16 protein-coding genes are annotated in these 17,662 nt (G+C 60.6%); 15 read left to right on the top strand and 1 reads right to left on the bottom strand.

From position 1 onward, the window contains the following. Positions 1 to 113 precede the first annotated feature (113 nt). Genes M0D65_RS12270 through M0D65_RS12250 form a run of 5 tightly spaced genes read left to right on the top strand, consistent with a single transcriptional unit; the run spans position 114 to position 6,231 of the window. Complete coding sequence (locus M0D65_RS12270) at positions 114 to 1,670, top strand: NAD(P)-binding domain-containing protein (protein ID WP_091014372.1); 1,557 nt, start codon at positions 114 to 116, stop codon at positions 1,668 to 1,670. An 18-nt stretch (positions 1,671 to 1,688) separates the two neighbouring features. Next, the gene (locus M0D65_RS12265) at positions 1,689 to 2,768 is read left to right on the top strand and encodes an alpha-hydroxy acid oxidase (protein WP_091014369.1); all 1,080 of its coding nucleotides are present in this window, start codon (positions 1,689 to 1,691) and stop codon (positions 2,766 to 2,768) included. Then, positions 2,753 to 4,129, top strand: coding sequence for a cytochrome P450 (locus M0D65_RS12260; RefSeq protein ID WP_091014366.1), 1,377 nt, complete (start codon positions 2,753 to 2,755; stop codon positions 4,127 to 4,129). Before M0D65_RS12265 ends, M0D65_RS12260 begins: the two co-directional genes overlap by 16 nt. 51 nt (positions 4,130 to 4,180) lie before the next feature. Beyond that, complete coding sequence (locus M0D65_RS12255) at positions 4,181 to 5,380, top strand: cation:proton antiporter (RefSeq protein WP_091014362.1); 1,200 nt, start codon at positions 4,181 to 4,183, stop codon at positions 5,378 to 5,380. 26 nt (positions 5,381 to 5,406) lie between these two features. Beyond that, on the top strand, positions 5,407 to 6,231 hold the full coding sequence (locus tag M0D65_RS12250) for an iron-containing redox enzyme family protein (RefSeq protein WP_091014359.1): 825 nt from the start codon (positions 5,407 to 5,409) through the stop codon (positions 6,229 to 6,231). A gap of 27 nt (positions 6,232 to 6,258) precedes the next feature. On the opposite strand, the gene M0D65_RS12245 is transcribed toward M0D65_RS12250, so the two are convergent. After that, the gene (locus tag M0D65_RS12245; RefSeq protein ID WP_091014355.1) at positions 6,259 to 6,963 is read right to left on the bottom strand and encodes an aspartate/glutamate racemase family protein; all 705 of its coding nucleotides are present in this window, start codon (positions 6,961 to 6,963) and stop codon (positions 6,259 to 6,261) included. A gap of 305 nt (positions 6,964 to 7,268) precedes the next feature. Between M0D65_RS12245 and M0D65_RS12240 the strand changes: the two genes are divergently transcribed. The 10 genes from M0D65_RS12240 to M0D65_RS12195 all read left to right on the top strand — a co-directional run bounded on the left by M0D65_RS12240 (position 7,269) and on the right by M0D65_RS12195 (position 17,523). Then, positions 7,269 to 8,180, top strand: a complete 912-nt coding sequence (locus M0D65_RS12240) for a nitrilase family protein (protein WP_091014352.1) — start codon at positions 7,269 to 7,271, stop codon at positions 8,178 to 8,180. Between the two features lie 96 nt (positions 8,181 to 8,276). Then, a complete protein-coding gene (locus tag M0D65_RS12235) occupies positions 8,277 to 9,386 on the top strand; it encodes a substrate-binding protein (protein ID WP_245811545.1) in 1,110 nt (369 codons plus the stop codon). A 75-nt stretch (positions 9,387 to 9,461) separates the two neighbouring features. Further along, on the top strand, positions 9,462 to 10,295 hold the full coding sequence (locus M0D65_RS12230) for a branched-chain amino acid ABC transporter permease (protein ID WP_091014347.1): 834 nt from the start codon (positions 9,462 to 9,464) through the stop codon (positions 10,293 to 10,295). Beyond that, entirely contained in the window at positions 10,288 to 12,150 is a 1,863-nt protein-coding gene (locus M0D65_RS12225) for an ATP-binding cassette domain-containing protein (RefSeq protein ID WP_091014344.1), read from the top strand. The genes M0D65_RS12230 and M0D65_RS12225 overlap by 8 nt, the downstream gene beginning before the upstream one ends. Continuing rightward, positions 12,147 to 12,854, top strand: a complete 708-nt coding sequence (locus tag M0D65_RS12220) for an ABC transporter ATP-binding protein (protein ID WP_091014341.1) — start codon at positions 12,147 to 12,149, stop codon at positions 12,852 to 12,854. The genes M0D65_RS12225 and M0D65_RS12220 overlap by 4 nt, the downstream gene beginning before the upstream one ends. Before the next feature lie 31 nt (positions 12,855 to 12,885). Continuing rightward, positions 12,886 to 14,187 (top strand): amidase, encoded by a 1,302-nt coding sequence (locus tag M0D65_RS12215; protein ID WP_091014336.1) that lies wholly within the window; start codon positions 12,886 to 12,888, stop codon positions 14,185 to 14,187. A 32-nt stretch (positions 14,188 to 14,219) separates the two neighbouring features. Continuing rightward, entirely contained in the window at positions 14,220 to 15,395 is a 1,176-nt protein-coding gene (locus tag M0D65_RS12210) for a transporter substrate-binding domain-containing protein (RefSeq protein WP_091014333.1), read from the top strand. Then, the gene (locus tag M0D65_RS12205) at positions 15,392 to 16,012 is read left to right on the top strand and encodes an ANTAR domain-containing response regulator (RefSeq protein ID WP_091014329.1); all 621 of its coding nucleotides are present in this window, start codon (positions 15,392 to 15,394) and stop codon (positions 16,010 to 16,012) included. The genes M0D65_RS12210 and M0D65_RS12205 overlap by 4 nt, the downstream gene beginning before the upstream one ends. 471 nt (positions 16,013 to 16,483) lie before the next feature. Next, a complete protein-coding gene (locus tag M0D65_RS12200; RefSeq protein WP_266252867.1) occupies positions 16,484 to 16,927 on the top strand; it encodes a hypothetical protein in 444 nt (147 codons plus the stop codon). 314 nt (positions 16,928 to 17,241) lie between these two features. Further along, complete coding sequence (locus tag M0D65_RS12195) at positions 17,242 to 17,523, top strand: hypothetical protein (protein ID WP_091014321.1); 282 nt, start codon at positions 17,242 to 17,244, stop codon at positions 17,521 to 17,523. The last annotated feature ends 139 nt before the right edge of the window (positions 17,524 to 17,662 follow it).

The following is a 17,662-nucleotide window of genomic DNA, read 5'->3' as shown; positions in this document are numbered from 1 at the left end:
AACAACCTTCTCGGGGTGTGCAGTTAGCGGCACTTTGCCGGCAGCTCGCAGCACAGGCGAGCTACCAGAGGCAGAGGCGCCATCGATGAACGTCAACGATTGGGCGGGCATGCATGGACTATCTGATCATCGGAGCGGGACCGGCCGGACTTCAGCTTGGCTATTTTCTCGAGCGGGCGGGCAGGGACTACCAGATTCTGGAAGCCGGCGCGCAACCCGGAACTTTCTTCACGCAATATCCGCGGCACGGGCAGTTGATCTCGATCAACAAGGTGCACACCGGGACCACCGATCCCGAACTGAATCTCCGGATGGACTGGAATTCCCTGCTGTCCGACAATCCCGATCTGCTCTTCACCCGTTACTCGCCACGCTATTTCCCACCATCGAAAGACATGGTGCGGTATCTTGCCGACTTTGCGACGACCTTTTCGCTGCGTATCCAGTACAACACGCGCGTCACTCGCATCAGTCGCGAGGGCGATTTTGTTGTTACCGACGAGCAGGGCCACGAGTACCGCGCGAAACGCCTGATCGTGGCGACGGGTGTATCTGAAGCCAACGTCACCAATATTCCAGGTATCGAGACTGTCGAGCAGTACGCCGACGTCTCAGTCGATCCCGCCGATTTCGTCGATCAGCGCGTATTGATCATCGGCAAGGGCAACTCCGCTTTCGAAACAGCCGACAACCTGATGGAAACCGCTGCGGTGATTCATGTGGCCGGTCCAAGCCCGGTGCGTTTCGCGTGGCGCACGCACTACGTGGGACATCTGCGGGCGGTGAACAACAATCTGCTCGACACGTATCAGCTGAAATCGCAGAACGCCATACTCGACGGCAACGTCGTGCGCATCGACAGGCGTGACGACGGTGGGTATCGGGTGATCTTCAGTTTCTCGCGCGCCGGCGAGGTGAAGAAGGATCTGCCTTACGACCGCGTGATTGCTTGCACTGGCTTTCGTTTCGGCTCTTCCATTTTCGACGACAGTTGCCGGCCCGAGCTGGTCATCAAGGACCGCTTCCCGGCACAGACCGCCGAATGGGAGTCGACCAATATTCCCGACCTTTATTTCGCCGGCACCTTGATGCAGGTGCGCGACTTCAAAAAGTCGACGGGCGGCTTCATCCACGGGTTCCGCTATGCCGTGCGGGCGCTGCATCATATGCTCGAGCGCAAATATCACGACGTCGAATGGCCGCACCGCGAACTGTCGCAAGATCCCCGTCAACTGATGGAAGCGGTGATCGCGCGGGTGAATCGCACGTCGGCGCTGTGGCAGCAATTCGGTGTGATCGGCGATGTGATCACCGTGCAACCGGGTGGTGGCACACGGTATTACGAAGAGCTATCCGTCGACTATCTGCATCAGAGCGATCTCGCCGCTGCCGACTGCTATTTCGCGATCACGCTTGAATACGGTCCCGACCACGACAAGGTGGATCCTTTCGACATCACGGTCGGGCGGATTACGCAAAACACCGTTGAGCGCTCGCACGAAGGTCAATACCTGCATCCGGTCGTGCGTCGTTATCGTCGCGGCGAACTGGTCGCCACTCACCACGTGACCGAGAACCTCGAAAACGACTGGATTGCGCCGATGCATCGCGATCCGCTCGAGGCGTTCTTCGCACGCGAGCTGGGTCCGGCTGCCGAGATGGCCGCCTGAGCGCGAGGATACCTGGCGATGGAGTCGCTGACATTGCGCGAGCTCGAGGCCGAGGCGAATCGACGCCTCGAGCCTGCGGTTGCCGATTACTTTTCCGGTGGCGCCGGCGACGAGCTGACCGTCCATGCAAACGAGAGCGCGTATGCGCGGATCGGTCTCGTCCCACGCGTGCTGTGTGGCGCGGGCGACCCGGACCTGTCCACCGCGTTGTTCGGTCAGCGCATCTCGATGCCGGTGCTGATTGCGCCTACGGCGTTCCACCGGTTGGCGCATCCCGACGGCGAATGCGCGACGGCACGGGCCGCGCATACCGCGGACACGATTCTGATCGCATCGATGGCGTCGACCGAGGCCATCGAGAGCGTCGCAGCTGCGGGCAACGGCAAGCTGTGGTTTCAGCTCTACTTGCAGCCCGACCGGAAGTTTACGGAGTCGCTGGTGCGACGCGTCGAAGCAGCCGGTTGCACCGCGCTCGCAGTCACCGTCGATTCACCGGTGTTCGGCAGACGCGAACGCGACATCCGCAACGGTTTCACCGATCTGCCCGCAGGCATGTATTGCGAGAACCTGCGCGATGCGGATAGCGCACCTGGCGCTCCAGTGCGCAACATTGCGTTTTCTACTGCGCTGTCGTGGAAGGATGTCGAGTGGCTGCGCTCGATCACACAGTTGAAGATTCTGCTCAAGGGCGTGGCTCATCCCGCCGATGCGCAAATGGCGCTCGCATGCGGCGTCGATGGTTTGATCGTCTCTAACCACGGCGGTCGTCAGCTCGACACGATCCCCGCAACGATCGAACTGCTGCCGGACATCGTCGACGCCGTGGGTGGGGCAGTCCCGGTGCTGGTAGACGGCGGTATCCGGCGCGGCGCCGACGTCGTCAAGGCACTCGCTTTAGGGGCGACGGCGGTCGCAATCGGGCGGCCGATACTCTGGGGCTTAGCCATCGACGGCGCCGATGGAGTTGCCACCGTACTGCACATGCTGCGCGCCGAAGTAGAGCGCACGCTCGCGCTATGCGGCTGTCATTCGCCAAAAGAACTCAACCGGGATTTCCTGCGCTTCGAGCGCCGGGAGGAAGCATGGCAGCGGCACTAGGCATCGTGTTGGGTTTCGCAGTGTTCGCCAGTATTCCGTGGTGGCTTCCACAGCGTGTGCTCGCGCTGAGGGCGCGTATCTTTGTACGCATCAACGGCGAAGAAGGTATCGCCGTTCCCGGACCGACGGTCAGCGCCGCGCAGTTCATGCAGGTCTATTCGCATCCGGCCGCCAACGGCCGCAGCAAGGGCGCGGGCTTGTCCGATCTGTTCTGGTACTGGCTCTCGCCGGGACCGGAGATTCATCAGGAGCATCTCGAAGCGGGCGCGCGCTACGACGAAGTCGCGCGAGCAACGCGGCAGTTTCTGGCGCTGCCGAAGGTCAATGCCGAAGAACTCGCGGCGCGTTGCGCCGAACGTGCCTATGCCGACCTGTCGGGCAAAAACATGGTGCTGGTGCGCTTGCGCAATCTGATGATGTCGGTGTGGGCCGACTTCTATTACCAGTTGGTGTTCGGCGAACCTTGTACGCCGACAGCGCGCAAGCTGATCGTCGACAACGCCGACGACGTCGTCACCGCGCTCAAATGCTGCGGTCTGCGTCACATGAAAAAACGCGAGCGACTGACGGCTTTCCTGATCGAGAAAATCAAAGCCGGCAAGTTGACGAATCCGCTTCCCGACGGACTCTCCATCGACGAACAGGCGTTGTACCTGCAAGGCGTCTTCTTCAATACGGCCATCGTGCAGATGTCCGAGGCGATGACCCACCTGATCCTCGCGATCGCCCAGCACCAGGAAGTCCAGCAGGCACTGGTCGATAACGATCACGACAATCACTACCTCGATCAGGTGATCGCCGAGACGTTGCGCGCGTTTCCGCTGTTCGGCATCGCTCACAGAATCGCCACCGCCGATATCGCCGTCGACGATCACACGACGATTTCGCAAGGCTCGGTACTGTGCTTCAACTACAGCGACTATCAGCGCACCGGATTCGACGATCCCGAACGCTTCGATCCGACGCGATGGAATGGCCTGTCGAAGCGGGACGCGACTTACATCCCGTTCGGTGTAACGGCGAACCGGCCGTGTCCGGCCCAGGCCGTGGCGATGGTAACGATGCGCGCCGCTGGCCGCGAATTGCTCAAGCGCTTCGCGTGCTATTCGTCGGCCTCTCACACCCGTTCAATTCCGCATCGCGGTCCTTGCCTGCTCGTCGCGAGAGGCGGCGCGGAACATCCGCGCGTGCGTTCCGGCGTGCTGGCGTTCATGGCGCTACGCGATCGCTGGGAAGACGTGTGGCGCAGTCTGCTGCAACTCGTGCTGGGCACCTGGATGGTCTGGCACGCGCGACGACTGCGTCTGTGTCAGCGGCATTTCGAAGCGGCGCGTTGTCCTGTGCACGCCGATACGCGTTGAGTACTCGAAGCGAAGCATAAAGACGTCCCACCCTTAAACGGTGCCAGTCTCATGAACGACTCAGACGTGTTCCTTCTCGCGATGCTGATGATCTTCGCGATTCCCTATCTGGTCTGGCGGATCGTCAGGACCGACTCGTACGCGCCACTGGTGGTCGTGCAGATCATCGCAGGCATTCTGTTGGGGCCGGGCGTGCTGGGCGCCGTTTTCCCCGGCTACTACAGCCTCGTTTTCAGCCCGCATGTGATTGCGGCGCTGAACGGCATCGCGTGGTGGGCAGTGATGATTTTCGTCTGGATCGCCGGTATCGAGCTTGATCTGAAGCAGGTGTGGAAGCACCGCCTCGACACCAGCGTTACCGCGTCGCTGGCGCTCGGGATGCCGTTTCTGCTGGGCTGCATTGCCGCGGCCGCGATGCTGAAGCTCGGTGTCTGGAGCGGTGTGGCAGGCAAGTCATGGCAGGCCACCTTCGGCATCGGCATGGCCTGCGCGGTGACAGCGTTGCCGATCCTCGTGCTGTTTCTCGACCGGCTGGAAATACTGCGCTCGCCGTTCGGCCAGCGCGTGCTGCGCTATGCGAGTTTCGACGACGTCGCGATCTGGGGCGTGCTCGCGCTGATCCTGCTGGACTGGAATCGCGCGGGACGGCAACTGGTTTTCCTCATCGGCTACGCGGTTGCAGCCTACGCGATACGCAAGCTGATGGCGCGATTGCCCGAGCGCGACCGCTGGTACGTCGGACTGGTCTGGCTGGCAGCGAGTGGCCTCGCTGCCGACTGGTCCGGCCTGCATTTCATGGTCGGCGCGTTTCTCGCGGGGGCGATCCTCGATTCCGACTGGTTCGACAGAAAGCAGATGGATCTCTTTCGAGACGGCGTGCTGCTATCCATCATGCCGGTGTTCTTTCTGAGCACGGGTCTGCGAACGAGCTGGAACATGCATGGCGGTGCGGTGCTGATCCTTGCCGCGGTCCTGCTGCTTGCCTCGGTGGTCGGCAAACTGCTCGGCGTGCAACTTGCCGGCAAGATCCTGAAATGGCCGCGTGGCGACGCTTACCGGATTGGCTGGCTGCTGCAGACGAAGGCGCTGATCATGATCATCTTCGTCAATATCCTGCTCGATAAAGGCATCATCGATCATCCGACGTTCACCGCGCTCCTGCTGATGGCTGTCGCCAGCACGATGCTCACGATGCCGATGCTGGCGGCGAAGCGGGCCGGGTCGGTGGTCGACGCTGTAGAGGCGGGTTAGAAATCCTCAGAACGGAGCGCTACACCATGACTACCGATTTCGATCCAGCACTGCTGCAACGTTGTGCCGAGGGTATGACCGACGGTCGGCTCGCGGATGCGGACATGCAGTCGCTGCGTCACTGGTGGAAGCCGCAACGCGAGCGGGCCGCGGAACTCGTCGAATTGTTTGCGGGCCTTCCGATCGAAGCATGGTCTGACGCGATCCTCTCGCATCGCTCGCACCGTCACCCCTGGTACGACTGGCTGGCGACGAAAGTGACCTTGCGCGAGTTCGCGACGTTCATGCTGGAGAATCGCTACTTCCCTTCGTTTTTACTGCTGGTTGAGCGCGTGATGCAGGCTCAGGTCTGCGATGTGGCGCGTGATGCGTTACAGCGCAATATCGACGATGAAAGGCTGCCGGTGCCGCACGCGGATCTGATGCGGCGCCTGATGCTCGCGCTTAAGGCAAAGGCAGGCGATGGGCTTGTGCTCGACAGCTACCCGAGCCTCGCCGACCGCACGCTGATCCTTCACTACGGCTACTACTGCGACCCGTGGTGTCTGGTCGGCGCGCTCTTCATGATCGAAACGATGGCGCTGCACCGGATGCAGAAGATGAACGAGGGTCTGCGCCGACTGGGTCTGAACGAACACGAACTCGAGTTCGTCAGCATCCATCTGACCTGCGATGAACATCACGCGCGTGAGTGGAGCGAATGTGTGATTCAGCCGTCGGTCGAACTGCAACCGCAACGGCGCCTGGCTATCGCGGAGGGCATCGCGGTTGCGCTCGAAACGATGGATCGCTATCTGGACGATCTGGTGACACGGGCTGCTTCGCGGCGCGCTGCGGCGACAACCGTCTAGGCGGGGTCATTTGCGATTTGCAGCGCGTCACAACGTGTCTTCGGATATCGCCCAGTCGACCGCCGCCTGCGCATGCAGCGCGGTTGTATCGAACACCGGCAGCGCGGAATCTTCAGGCTTGATCAGCAGTGTTATCTCCGTGCAACCGAGTATCACTGCCTGCGCGCCACGCGCCGCAAGATATTCGATCACGCGTTGATACGTAGCCCGCGAATGCGCATCGATCGTGCCGTGGCACAGTTCGTCGTAGATGATGCGATGCACGTCCGCGCGGCCTTGTTCATCGGGGATCACGGTATCGAGACCATAGCGTTCGCGCAGTCTGCCCACGTAGAAGGTCTGTTCCATCGTATAGCGCGTGCCGAGCAGACCCACACGTTCGATGCCCGCGCGACGTAGCGCCGCACCGGTTGGATCGGCGATGTGCAGGAACGGCACATGGATCGTCTGTTCGATCGATTCGCACACGCGATGCATCGTGTTCGTCGCGAGCATCACGATGTCGGCGCCACCCTGTTCGAGTTGCCGTGCGGCATCGGCCATCTGTCGACCGAGCGAGTCCCAGTCATCGGCGCGCTGGTCGGCCTCGATCGTCGCGAAATCGACGGTCACCATCAGGCTGCGTGCGTTGTGGTGACCGCCCAGTCGCGCTTTCGCGTAGCGGTTCAGCAGCCGGTAATACTCGGCCGACGATTCCCAGCTCATTCCACCGATCACGCCGATTGTTTTCATCTGTCGATTCGCTCGTCAGTCGTGTATCGGCGGAGTATAAGACCCGCCGCGCCGTGCACGGCGGTACAGATTCTGCGCCGGACGCCAGTACGCGCTTGCCGGAGAGTCGCTCCCGCAGGTATTTGCTCCTGATGCCGTTGAATTTCTTGACATCGTGAATTTGGCTTCATAAATTCGGCTCGACTGAATCGTCATTTTTTCTGGCGGTTCCACGGCAACGATGCCGTGCTACACATGAAAGGCTATGCAGCCCCCGAACTTGCGTCCAACGCTGGTTCGGGGGCTTTTTGCTTTTGGGAGAAGAAATGATGGCGTTGCAGTACAACCCCGCAGAACGCGGCGTCGAAGGCCTGGTCGTCGCATGTGTTCAGATGGAACCTCAGGTCGGCAGGAAGCACGACAACGTGGCGCAATGCGTCCGGTACATCGAAGTCGCTGCGAATCACGGTGCGTCCCTGGTGGTGTTGCCGGAGCTGGCCAATAGTGGCTATGTGTTCACCGATCGCGCCGAGGCATTCGCGCTGGCCGAACCCCTGCCAGAGGGGGAAACCGCGCAATTGCTTGCTGAGACGGCGCAACGTCTCGGTGTCCATATCGTCAGTGGAATCGCCGAGCGGGCAGGCAATCAACTCTACAACTCTGCAATCCTGACCGGCCCGGCGGGTCACGTCGGCGTCTATCGCAAGCTGCATCTCTGGAATAACGAACGCCTCTTCTTCGAGCCGGGCGACCTGGGTGTTCCAGTCTTCGACACACCGTTGGGACGAATCGCCATCGCAATCTGCTACGACGGCTGGTTTCCCGAAACATACCGGCTTGCTGCCATGCAAGGTGCGGACATTGTTTGCGTGCCGACCAACTGGGTCCCGATGCCGGCACAACCGGACGATCGTCCCGCCATGGCCACGACGCTCACGATGGCGGCCGCGCACAGCAACGGCGTAGCGATCGCATGCGCAAGCCGCATCGGCGTGGAGCGTGGTCAGCCGTTCATTGGCCAGAGCCTGATTGTGGGGGGAGACGGATGGCCTGTCGCGGGCCCGGCCAGTGTCGATCGAGAAGAAATCCTGTATGCCGCAATCGATCTTGCGCGAACCCGTTCGGAACGCACGCTGAACGCTTTCAATCACGTGTTGCAGGATCGGCGTGCGGACGTGTACGACCCCATGCTGGGCACGGGTTGGCCGGCCTCATGCGTGCGAGGCATGCCTGTATGAAACGCAAGAATTTTATTCGACCACTGTGAGGAAAAATCCATGACTCCGTTCAACAGCCTCATCCCTGGGGCCACCGTAGCGCTCGTCGCTGCCTGCATGTGCACGAGCGCGCTCGCTGCCGATCCGATCAGGATCGGCGTAGCAGTGGGACTCTCAGGTGCAAACAGTGTGGTCGCTCCAGCCGTCGTGCAGTCGTCGCAACTCGCTGTCGACGAAATCAACGCTTCGGGTGGGATCATGGGCCGGCAGGTGCAGCTCGACATCACCGACGACGCATCCGGTGCAGTCGGCGCGCAGAAAGCGTATGACACGCTTGTGTTCCAGAAGAACGTCGACGCGATCATATCCATGGAAACGAGCGCCGCGCGCAACGCAGCGCTGCCGATCGTGGCGCGCGGCAAGAAGCCGTTCGTGTACACGTCGTTTTATGAGGGCCGTTCGTGCAGTCCGTGGATGTACGTCAACGGCTGGGTACCTGAGCAGCAGGTCGCGCCGGTGGTCGATTACTTCGCGAAAAGCAAAGGCGCCAGGACCTTCTATCTGGTCGGCAACGACTACGTTTTCGGCCGCGGTATGCTGGGATTCACCCGAAAATACATCGAAGCGCACGGCGGCAAGGTAGTTGGCGAAGAGTACTTGCCGATCGATGGTACCGACTGGACGCCGATTCTTTCCAAGATCCGTTCGGCGCATCCCGATGCGCTGATCAGTGCGACAGCCGGCGGTGCGCCTAACGTGTCGCTCGCCAAACAGCTGAGAGGCTCCGGCATGACGTTGCCCTATGGCAACCTGGCGATCGACGAAGGCACCGCGAAGAGCATGGGTGACGTCGCCGCGGGCATGTACATGTCGGGTTCCTATCTGACGGGTATCGATACGCCGGGCAACAGGAAATTTCTCGCGGCCATGGACAAAAAATTCGGCAAGGATCTGAAGACGCCGAACGAGTTGTCCGAGCCCCAGTACGAAGCCTTCTTCCTGTACAAGGCGGCGGTCGAAAAGGCGGGCTCCACCGATGCCGACAAGGTGATCAAGGCGCTGGGCGAGGTGTCGTTTGACGGACCGCGCGGACCGGTGAGCATGAACAGAAGCCGGCATACATCTCTTGCCATGCGTCTCGGCCAGATTCAGCCGGACGGTTCGGTCAGTATCCTGCAGACCTTCCCGAACGTGGATCCGGGTGCCCAGTGCCCGAACATCAAGTAGACGCAACTGGACACACAACATCCGCCGGATGCGTATCGACCGGTGGCGTACAGGCGGATGGGACTGGAGAAGAAAATGGTTCTGGCACTCGACATTCTCACCACGGCGGCGGTGCTGTTCATCGTGACCGCAGGTTTGATGGTGATTTTCGGCGTGATGAAAATCGTCAATTTCGCGCATGGGGCACTGTTGACGATAGGTGCATACGCGAGCTTCGTCGTGACGCAGCTCAAGCTGAATCCGTGGCTCGGCCTGCCACTCGCGATCGTAGTGGGTATCGTCGCGGGCATGCTTGTCGAGCAGGTGATCGTGCGTCCGCTCTACAAGCGTCCGCTCGACGCGATCCTCGCCACCTGGGGGTTGGGTATCGTGATTGGACAACTGATCGTCATGGCCTTCGGTCGCGAGGTGCAGTTCGTGGAGGCGCCGCTCAAAGGAGCCTTCACCATCGCGGGCACCGATTACTCAGCCTATCGTTTGCTGCTGATTCCGGTCGCGCTCGGTCTGTGCGGCCTCATGACCTTGCTCCTCACCGGAACGCGCTTCGGCATCAAGACGCGCGCGGTGATCATGAATGAGGATCTGGCGCGAGGTCTTGGCATTCATTCGGGCCGCATCCGTTTCATCACCTTCAGTCTGGGTGCAGCGCTCGGCTCTCTTGCCGGCACGCTCATTACGCCGCTGTCGAGCGTCGACCCCGACATGGGACTGCCGTGGCTGGTGAGCGCGTTCATGCTGGTCATGGTGTCAGGTCACTCGATGCCCGGCCTGCTGGCGACGTGCCTCATATTCGGCGCTTGCCAGGTGCTGGTCAGCACGTTTGTGAGTCCAGTGCTGGGCGGGTTGACCATTGCCGTGCTGGCCGCGCTTACGCTGCGCATTCGTCCCAAGGGGTTCTCTCATGGCTAGAGTCGACGCATCGCCTGATCGAACCGGTGGTCCAACTGCGCACGGCGATGGGCAGGCGCGCAACCGGCGAACCGTGCACCGACGCGGTCTGCTGCTGGCCGGTAGTCTGGCAGTCGTGCTGCTGGCCGTGGGTCCGCTTGTTTTTGGCCCGTACCTGCTCAACGTTCTCATTCAGGCTTTTTTCTTTTCGATCGTGGCCGTGACCGTAGATATCCTGTGGGGATACACCGGATATCTTACGTTCGGGCAATCAGCGTTTTTTGGTCTCGGTGCCTATGCCGCCGGGCTCGTCTTTACGCACGGTGGCTTCTCGGTGGGTTACGTGATGCTGGCGCTTGGGGTGTCGATCGCCGCGACCGCTGCCGTGGCGGCGTTGCTCGGCTGGTTGTCGTTCTATCGCGGCGCGTCGCCGTTTTTTGCCACCGTGATGTCGCTTGTATTGCCAATCGTTCTCAGCCAGGCGCTGCTCTCCGGCGGCGCGTGGACCGGCTCGAGTTCGGGACTCACCGGCTACGAGACCTTCGACCTTTCGCTGCAGGCCTGGTACTGGCTCGCCAGTGCGGCGCTACTGGCCGTCGCCACGATTGCGTGGCTATTCGTGCGTAGCGACGGCGGCCGTGTGCTGGCTGCAATTCGCGACAACGAATCACGCTGCTCGTACCTCGGGATCAATACGTCGCTCGTAAAGATTGTCCTGCTGGTTGCAACCGCAGTCATCGCCGGTCTCGCGGGATTCGGCTACGGATCGTTCAGCGGCGTGGTCGCGCCTGAGCTGACCGGCTTTGTCCTCGGCACGCAACTGATCATATGGGTCGCCCTCGGCGGCAGGGGAACGTTGTGGGGGCCGGTGATCGGCGCGCTTCTGATCAATGTCGGGACCGCCTATCTCAGCGGCAGCATGCCATTCGCGTGGCAACTGATTCTGGGCACCGCGTTTGTGGCCGTGATCGTATTGTTGCCGCAAGGTCTGGCGCCGCTGTTGCTAAAGCCGTTGCGCCATCTTGCGCATAACGGCGCCGAACCGGACCTGGTAGCGCGTGCCGCTCGCGCGGTTCATCAGCAGGCGCTGTCAGCGCCCGCGCTGCAGATGAGTGGCGTTGCCAGACATTTCGGTAGCCTGAAAGTGCTGCAAGGCATCGACCTGGATGCCGATGGAGGTGAACTGGTTGGCCTCATCGGCCCGAATGGCGCCGGCAAAACGACGCTCATGCGCTGCATGAGCGACGGCGCAGAACGCTCCGCCGGCACGGTTGTGTTATGTGGCAACGATATCCGGCAATTGCCGCCAGACCGATGCGTGCACTTCGGGTTGGGGCGCAAATTCCAGAACGCAAATATCTTCGAGACGCTGACCGTTGCGCAGTGCCTGAGAATCGCGGGCACCATCATCGAGCGGCCATCGCTCCTGCGGCGCTCCGCTACGCTGGCGCTGCCGCCCTATGCGCTCGAGGTGCTTCGTATGACTCATCTCGATCAGAGACTGGGTGCCGTGGCGAAGGATCTGTCGCATGGGCAACAGCAGGCGCTGGAACTGGCGATGGTGCTTGCACTTGAGCCACGTATCGTATTGCTCGACGAGCCCACGGCAGGTTTGACCAAAACGGAGCGCACGCAAATCGGCAATGTGCTTGCCGCATTGGCTCACCAGTATCAGCTTTGCTGTCTGCTGGTGGAACATGACCTCGATTTCGTTGCCGGGATTGCCACACGTATCGTCGTCCTGCATCAGGGGCGTATCGTGATGCAAGGCAACTTCGACGAGGTAGTCAATTCGGAGCTGGTCGGAACGATCTATGCGGGGACCGCGCAAAGCGCTGCGGCGGGCTCAAACGTCCGGCAGCAGGAGGCCACATGAATCAGATCGCGCTGGAGTTGCAGGACGTGACGAGCGGATACAAGGCTTCGGTCGTACTGCGCAAGCTGTCGATGACTGTTGCCGACGGCGAGGCCGTCGCGCTGCTCGGCAAGAACGGCATGGGTAAGACGACGGTGCTCAGGACGATCATGGGCTATCTGCCGAAGAACGCCGGCGCCATCCATATGCGAGGGCGGGATATCACACGCATGGCGCCTCACCAGATCGCGCGAGAAGGTATTGCTTACGCGCCTCAGGAACATGCGCTGTTTCAGGATCTCACCATCCGCGACAATCTGCGTCTTGGGCTCGAGAGGGCATCGACGTTCGACGAACGATTTGCCGGGATCGAGACGGTGTTCCCGGTATTCGCAAGTCGACTGAAGCAACTGGCAGGCACGCTTTCCGGCGGCGAGCAGAAGATGCTGCTGGTGGCACGCGCGCTCATGATGCGTCCTGCCATTATTCTGCTCGACGAGATTACGGAGGGGTTGCAGCCGTCCGTGATCGATCGTCTCGCCGATGCGCTGTTATGGGAGCGCGGCCGCCACGGCACCATGTTGCTGCTGGTAGAGCAGAATGTTCCCTTTGCGCTGAAGGTTGCCGATCGCTACGCGGTTCTCAAACAAGGTGAGATCGTCGAGCACGGCGACGCGAAAGATGAAGCGGCACTGGCATCGATCTTCGAGCACTTGCGCGTTTGATATCTGGAACAACCACGACGACAGGCGATACATGATGAACGCAAACTCACTTTATCGACCCCGCTCGGGACTGGACCTGCTCAGGCAAACTGCCAATGGGTCCCGCGGACGCGATCGAACCCTCCTCGAGTCGTTTGCACGCATCGAGGAGGTCGAGCAGGAGGTGAGGGCCATGGCGGCCATGGCGCACCGCGAGTCGATGTTGACCGCGGCTGCGCAGGCAACGGGTCCGCTTGCCGGGATACCTGTCGCGGTGAAGGATATTTTCGACACGAGCGGTCTGGTCACGAGCTACGGCTCGCCAGTTTACGAAAACCATCAGCCGAAGTCCGATGCCGCGATTGTCACGCTATTGAGGCGGAACGGCGCCATTGTCATCGGTAAGTCCGTTACCAGCGAGTTCGCGTACATGGCGCCGCCGGCGACGCGTAATCCGTGCGATCTGCGGCGCACCCCCGGCGGATCGTCATCCGGATCGGCCGCGGCCGTGGCAGCCGGTATTGTGCCCTTCGCGATCGGATCGCAGACCGGAGGCTCGACCATCCGGCCCGCGTCGTTCTGCGGCATCGCTGGCTACAAGCCCACACTCGGCATGTTGCCGACCGTCGGCATGAAGTGCTTCTCGTGGTCGCTGGATACGGTCGGTCTGTTTGGTGCCGGTGTGCGTGACGTGGCTTACCTCGCACAGGTCCTGTCGGGCCGGCAACTCGCACCGGGGGATGTGACCGCTAACCCGGTGTTCGGCGTGCCGGACAGCTATCCATGGACCGCACCGTCGGCGAATGCGAGCGGCGTGCTCGACATGGCGGTGCGTGCCATCGAGCAAGCGGGCGGTCGCGTGCAGCGTGTGCGCTTCGCGCCCTGGATGGCAGACCTGGTCGCTGCGCACGATACGATCCAGAGCTATGAGGCGTATCAGACGTTGGGGTTCGAGTACGATCATCATCGTGCCGGTCTATCGCCGCTGCTCGCCGGTTTTCTCGAGCGTGCCGGGCGAGTCGATACGGGAACTTACGTTCAGGCGTGTGTGCTGGCGGAACAGGCGAAGGCGAGGCTGAGCGAGCTGTTCGACGGCATCACGGGTTTGCTGACGCCGAGTGCACCCGACGAAGCGCCCGATGGTTTCGCGTCGACGGGCGACCCCGCATTCAATCGCAACTGGACGTTGCTTGGCTGCCCGTGCGTGAACGTGCCCGGATTGGGAGGCACACGAGGCGGTCCGATCGGTGTGCAGGTGATCTGCCGCCCTTGGGACGACACCCGATGCCTCGACGCCGCTGCATTCGCCGAGCAGGCGATCGCTGCTGCGGTCGGACGTTTCCCGGCGACCTGAGGAGCGACGAGTCGATGCAAGGAGGAGACGAAATGGAGGCAAGCTCGCGACAGTCCGCCAACGTGACGCATGAGGAAGACCGATGGCGCATCGGCGTGTTGTACTCGCGCACGGGGATGGCCTCGGCGACTGGATCGGAGCATTTTTTCGGCACAGTGCTCGCCATCGAGGAAGTGAACGCGGCCGGCGGCGTGGGCGGGCGCCTGTTCGATCCCGTTGTTTATGACCCGAAGAGCGATCCCGACGAATACCGTCGGCTCGCGACGCGCATGTTGCAGGACGACGACGTAACCGTGATTTTCGGTTGTTCGACTTCGTCGAGCCGAAAAGCGGTTTTGCCGGTGATCGAACGCACCAACGCATTACTCTGGTATTGCTCGATCTATGAAGGGTTTGAGTATTCGCCGAACGTCATCTACACCGGTGCGGTGCCGAACCAGAACAGCATGCAGCTGGCCGCCTATCTGCTGCGCAATCACGGCCGTCGTTTTTTTCTGGTTGGCGCAGACTATATCTATCCGCGAGAATCGAACCGGATCATGCGCGACATGGTCGAGCAGCATGGTGGCGAAATCGTGGAAGAGCTCTATCTGCCGAGCGATGCGGATCCAGCTGCGTTGGAAGACGTGGTGCGGCAAATCAAGAGCGTCGAGCCCGACGTAGTGTTCTCCACGTTGATCGGGCGCGGTGCGCGTGCGTTTTATCGGTTATATCGCGAGCATGGTATCGATCCCGTACAGATTCCGATCGCAAGCTTGACAATGACGGAAGGCGAAACGCGGATGATTGGGCCTGAACTGTGCGGCAGTCACATCATCTCGGCGAGTTACGTCAACACGCTGAACCTCGCGAGTAATCAGCGGTTTCTGAAATTGTGGCATGCGCGATTTGGCGAGCAACCGGCCAGCATGTGGTCGGAGATGGCGTATAACCAGATGCATCTCTTCGCGCTGGCGTTGGCCCGTAGCGGAAGTCTCGATACCGCAAAGCTGGTGGAGGCGGTGTACGCAGTCGAATTCGATTCGCCCGAGGGGGTGCTGAAAATCGACCCGGAGAACAATCACGCCATCCTGACGCCACGTATTGCCGTGTGCCGGCAAGACGGCTCGTTCGACGTAGTCTGGGAGGGGCGAGGTCCGATCAAACCCGATCCCTATCTGACATCCTACGGATTCGCGGAATTCTGGCTCGACGGAGAATCGGTATGAGCACGGGGGCCCGTCGGCTCTTCGACGATCTGCGCACGTTGCGCGTCCTCGTGATTCACCCACCGGGCGATGACCGCGTTGTTCTGGAGGAGCAGTTGCGTCGCATCGGTTGCCCGGTGCGCGTGCTCTGGCCGTTTCCGTCGCAACTTCCGGCCGATGTCGACGTGATTTTCTTTCTTGTCGGTCCGGAGACCCGCAGTGCGGGAAACTGGTGTGCGGCCGATACTGAAGCAACCTTGATCGCGTTGTCCGACTACGAAAATCCAACCGCGCTAAAAATGCTGGTGGATTCGCAGGCGCACGGAGTCATCACGAAGCCCTACCGTTCCACTGGCATCCTGAGCACCCTGGTGCTCGCTCGCGCGTCCTCGGGCTATCAACAGCGATTGCACAGCAAGGTCGCGAAGCTTGAGGAGGCGATCAAGGCGCGACGCCATATCGAGAAGGCCATTCGCATCCTCATGGAGGCACACCAGCTCAGCGAACATGCAGCGTACGAGCACATTCGCTCGAGAGCGACAAGTCTCCGCGTCACGGTGGGCGAGATTGCCACACTGGTGATCGATGCACATGAGGCAATGGAAAAACTCGGTCTTGCCAGGGGATCAAAAATCTAACGACTGGTTGGGTCTACGTAAGGGCGCATTGCTAACATTCGCTCCCGCGTGGTTATCAAAGGGATTAGCGATGACGCAAAGAATCATCCGCAGGGCAGGGGAAGGGGATGTGCCGGCTCTGATGCAAATCCGCAATGATGCACACGCGAAGAAGGTGGCCTGTCGCGACTAACCTCGTCCGACTCGACTGCGCCGTCCACAACGCAAAACTGTGCGCCTATTACGAATCGCTTGGTTTTATCCGCGTGGGACTTTACCCAGAGCCGGAACCCGGCGGCTATGTCTGGTCGCTGTACGAAAAATCGACCCGCTAGCTTTCGATTGGCTAACCATCAAAATCGAAATTACCGACGTGGTAATTCATGGCGTATAGAATGCATTCGCGGACCGTTCACCGGCAATGTGTTCGACGAAGCTGCAATACGGTCTGAGCCTGCACTCTATCAAGGATCACTGGAAGAGGAGCACACCATGTTTGGTATCGGCAAGAAAATCCAGGATGCAATAACGAAGGCGCAAACAGACCCCGTAGGCGCAATGGAGGATCACAAGAAGACGCTGAACTCCGGATTAACTGGCTTCATGACAAAGACTTTTATGGGTAAAGGATTTGTCGACAAAATGACCGGCGTCATGGACGTGGGACAGAATGCGCTAGCGGGACAACAGGAGCGACTACAACTGATTCAAACCGGACTGGACGGTACTGCGGATATCCTTTCCGTGCAGGACACCGGGGCAACAGTGAACAATAGTCCCATCGTCCTGATTCATATGACGGTCAGCCCCGCAAGCGGCACACCCTACGACGTCAACATCCAGACGATGGTCTCCCGTATTGCCGTGCCACGCGCCGGCGATAAGGTAAAGATCAAATATGCCGCTGATAATCCCGAGAAGGTAGCCATCGTATAGGGACTTGCCTGGATCGGCAGCGCTTCGGGCTCGCAGTCAACTCAACCATAGGTGTCCGCCTCAAGAGCGGGTGGGCACCTATGCGCTTCTCTCGCATTGGTAGTAAGCCCAAAAATTGAAATTCATCCTTGCGAATAACGCGCTTAATTATTGGCGGTTGCGCTCCTAAACTGGTGTGGCGTGCTATGGGCTCGATTTCGCACCGAACGGTTGCGAGTTTGATTACCAAAAGCCAGGCGTATAACGAGCGCCATGAAGCAATATCAATGGCTCGTTTGCGTCGAAATTCCAGTCCAATCTAGGAGGAACGGGTTATGAACAAGACAACCAGCACACTAATCGCGGCCGTCGCCGCACTCGCGCTGTCGGGCGGTGCTTATGCACAGAACAACACGCTGGCGAGGCCGAGCGTCGTGTCGCCGGCTGCTGCTGCCAATACGACGAGCAGTGGTTACGGCACGTCGGGCGTCGCAAAGTCGGACAGCGGGACGAGCTCGCAGAACGCGAGCCTACCGAATAGCTCGACGTCCCTCACCAACATTCCCGGGAGCCACAACACACTGGCGACCCCGGGCGTAGCGTCGCCGGCCCAATAACAGGCATTGAGGTTGGCAACCCGGCGCAAGCGAGCGCTTCAATCAGGTTGCCATCCGTTGTAAGAAAGGCTGCTGTGAACTGAGCCCCAGGAGTTGGATATCAATCCGGCTCTTGGGTTTTTCATTGTGTGTAATCCGG

The sequence above is a fragment of the Paraburkholderia sp. CHISQ3 genome (assembly GCF_030464945.1).
Classification (GTDB): Bacteria; Pseudomonadota; Gammaproteobacteria; order Burkholderiales; family Burkholderiaceae; genus Paraburkholderia; species Paraburkholderia megapolitana.
Note: the sequence above shows the minus strand (reverse complement) of the source record. Positions and strands in the feature narration are given on the sequence as shown.